Origin of the sequence: Planktotalea sp. (genome assembly GCF_039984035.1) — a bacterium.
In the GTDB taxonomy this organism is placed as follows: Bacteria; Pseudomonadota; Alphaproteobacteria; order Rhodobacterales; family Rhodobacteraceae; genus Planktotalea.
Map to the genome: position 1 here is coordinate 1 of NZ_JBDWVM010000370.1, position 2,872 is coordinate 2,872.

Here is a 2,872-nt window from a genome sequence, read left to right on the forward strand (position 1 = left end):
GTAATGACTTCTGAAATGTCGCAGAGCGAACGCAGGTTCAGCCAGTCATGCCATGTGAGATTGAAGGCGAGATTGCTGTCATCAACACCCGTTGTCATCAAGGCGTTTGAGACCTCGGCAATTCCTGTCAGGCCGCGTTGCATACCTGCCTTGGTGCGCATCACGCCGACCTCGTCCCACATCAGGTCCTGCAATTGTTTGCGCAGCGGGAGCACCAGATCGGGTTTGCGGCTTAGCGGATAGATTGCGCGTTCAAATTCGGCTTGGAGCACGGTTTCATCTGGATCGCGCAGGGACATGTGTCGCACATCCATGCCCATCGTATCGCCCGCAATGCCGCCATAAACGGTTGAATTTGCGACGCCATTTCCACCCAATCGGTTTGAACCATGCGCGCCGCCCGCATCCTCGCCCGCAACATAAAGCCCCTCCATCGCGGTGCGCGTATCCACGTCGACCACAACGCCGCCCATGAAATAATGCGCGGTTGGCACGACCTCCACTTTGCCCGCGGCCAGATCAAAACCGCTGTCGGCGCAGCGATTGACCATGCCTTTGAATTTCTTGCGCACGTTATCCGGGCCGAGGTGCGCCATTGAGATAAACACGCCTTCTTGCTCTGGGTTATTGTTTTTGCGCATTTCCGAGTAAATGCCGCGGCTGACCACATCGCGCGTGGCGCGTTCGCCTTTGGCGTCATAGTCAAACATGAAGCGCGCGCCGGAATGGCTGATGAGTTGGCCACCCGCGCCGCGCAACCCTTCCTCTAGGACGGTGCCTGTCATGCGGGTGTGATCCCCCGCGAGTAGGCCCGTTGGATGGAATTGCACCATTTCCATATCGCGCAAGGACAGCCCCGCACGGAGGGCCATGGCCAAACCATCCATCGATTTATCGCCGCTCGGCGTGTGGTATTTGTACATGCTCGGCCCGCCACCCGTGCCCATGAGCACGGTTTTGGCGCGCACGAACCGAAATTTTCCACTACGCATGTCGATCATCAAAACACCGGCGAGAGCAGAGCCGTCTTTGGTCGGGATCAGCCCAACGGCGCGGTGTTCTTGGAGTTTTTCAACGCCAGAGGCGAGAACCTTTTCCATCAAACGATTGATGATTTCGATGCCTGTGAGATCGCCCTTGTGGACCGTGCGATCTGCAGTTTGCCCCGCAAACGCCTTTTGATGGAGCGAGCCGTCAGTATTGCGATCAAAGAAACAGCCGACCTCATTTTCCAACTCGCGAATACGGACCACGGCCTGTTCGCACAGACGCCATGCCATGTCCTGATTGGGCAACCATTTGCCTCCGTTGATCGTATCCATGAAGTGGCGCTCGACCGTATCGCCATTACCAAGGGCAACGTTGTAGCCGCCTTGGACCATGCGCGTGCAGCCGCATTTGCCGATCAAGCCTTTGACTGCAATCGTAATTTTGGTGCCTTCCGGCGCTGTTTGTTTGGCATGGAGCGCAGCAAACAGCCCTGCGCCACCGCTGCCGAGGATCAGGATATCGGTGTCATGACGTTCAATATCAGAAAGTTTCATATCAAATGGCTTTCATGAAGAAGAGGCATGCGATGAGGAAGGACAGGGCGGTCGCGCCTGCGGCCAGTGTTTTCTGTGGTGGTGTCCACGGCAGCCATTCCAGCGCCATCAGGCGAAGGCCCCCAAACATGTGGATGGCGAGCAGGAACACCAAACCAAATTCGGCAAGCTTAACGAGGCTCGTGTCGCTCATGCGTAAAAATCCGTCCAGTCGGGCAGGGTCCGTCAGTGCCATGGCCAAGACCCAGAAGTGGGCGGGCAGGAAGATCGCCAAGCCGAGGCCAGAGAGGCGGTGCAGGGTAAACGCGAGCCACAGCGGATGGGCGCGCGATGTGATGCTCTTTGCTCCCTTCATGCGCTTAGTCCTGCCGCGAAAGTGACGGCCCAAACAGCCCGTGCGCCAAGCAAGAGCAAGCCAAGGCCTGCGATCCACATGAAGAGATCGAGCAGGGCGCCCTTGAGGCCCATCCATTCATGCGCCAGTGTTCGCAGACCAATCGCGCCGTGTATGGAAACGGCGATCACGAAGGTGCCGTAAAACAGGAACCACACAAGCGATCTTTGGGTGCGCCCGAGTATTTCGGCCGTGCTGAGACCCCCTTGGATGGCATAGATGATCACGGCAAGGTGGCCGAGCACCAGTGGCGCCATCAGCAGCGCGGTGATCCGTTGCAGCATGTAAAGACGCAGATTCAGCATCAGCGTCCCCTCTTAAAGAAGCTGCGCGCGGTTTCGCGTTTTAGCCCTGCGATTGCGGACATCGGGTCCAGATCATTGGGGCAATAGACCGTACAAGAACCCATAGAGTGGCAATTGTGACAGCCGCCTTTGTCCGACACCGCGTCCAATATAGCGCTGCGACCCGCATCTTTGGCATCGTTCAGTAAGGTCCACGCACGTTGCAGCGCAGCGGGGCCGAGATAGTTTTGATTATGCGCTACGGTATCGCAGGCGGCGTAACAGACGGAGCAGTTGATGCATTCGATCCCAGCATTGGCAGCCACGCGCTCGGGCTGGGTTTCGTCCAACTGTTCAATTGGATCATCGCGGGTGAGCATGCTGTGATGCACGCCTTCTGCCGCAACCCATTTGTCAAAGAAGGGGTCCATGTCGACGACCAAATCTTTGATAACGGGCAGATTTCTTAGGGGGGCGATGGCAACTTCATTTCCGTCCAGCACCTTTGAGATATGCGTGCGGCAGGTCCAACGGGGCACGCCGTTCACCATCATCGCGCAAGAGCCGCACATGCCGACACGGCAAGCAAAGCGATAGCTGAGCGTCGGATCAGCGTTCTGTTGAACCCAAGAGACCACGTCCAACACGGT

4 protein-coding genes are annotated in these 2,872 nt (G+C 57.4%); all 4 read right to left on the reverse strand.

The window, feature by feature from the left end:
• Positions 1-1,544 (reverse strand): FAD-binding protein (locus ABJQ89_RS16425; RefSeq protein WP_348497238.1); only part of this gene is annotated, 1,544 nt, incomplete at its 3' end.
• 1 nt (position 1,545) lies between these two features.
• Complete coding sequence (locus ABJQ89_RS16430) at positions 1,546-1,899, reverse strand: succinate dehydrogenase (RefSeq protein ID WP_348497239.1); 354 nt, start codon at positions 1,897-1,899, stop codon at positions 1,546-1,548.
• Positions 1,896-2,243, reverse strand: coding sequence for a succinate dehydrogenase (locus ABJQ89_RS16435; protein WP_348497240.1), 348 nt, complete (start codon positions 2,241-2,243; stop codon positions 1,896-1,898). Before ABJQ89_RS16435 ends, ABJQ89_RS16430 begins: the two co-directional genes overlap by 4 nt.
• Positions 2,243-2,872, reverse strand: a 630-nt coding sequence (locus ABJQ89_RS16440; RefSeq protein ID WP_348497241.1) for a 2Fe-2S iron-sulfur cluster-binding protein, incomplete at its 5' end; no start/stop codon positions are given. The genes ABJQ89_RS16440 and ABJQ89_RS16435, both read right to left, overlap by 1 nt.

Excerpts from the sequence above, each read along its gene's own strand:
- ABJQ89_RS16430 (WP_348497239.1), bottom strand. The coding sequence starts at position 1,899 with ATGAAGGGAGCAAAGAGCATCACATCGCGCGCCCATCCGCTGTGGCTC.
- ABJQ89_RS16435 (WP_348497240.1), bottom strand. The coding sequence starts at position 2,243 with ATGCTGAATCTGCGTCTTTACATGCTGCAACGGATCACCGCGCTGCTG.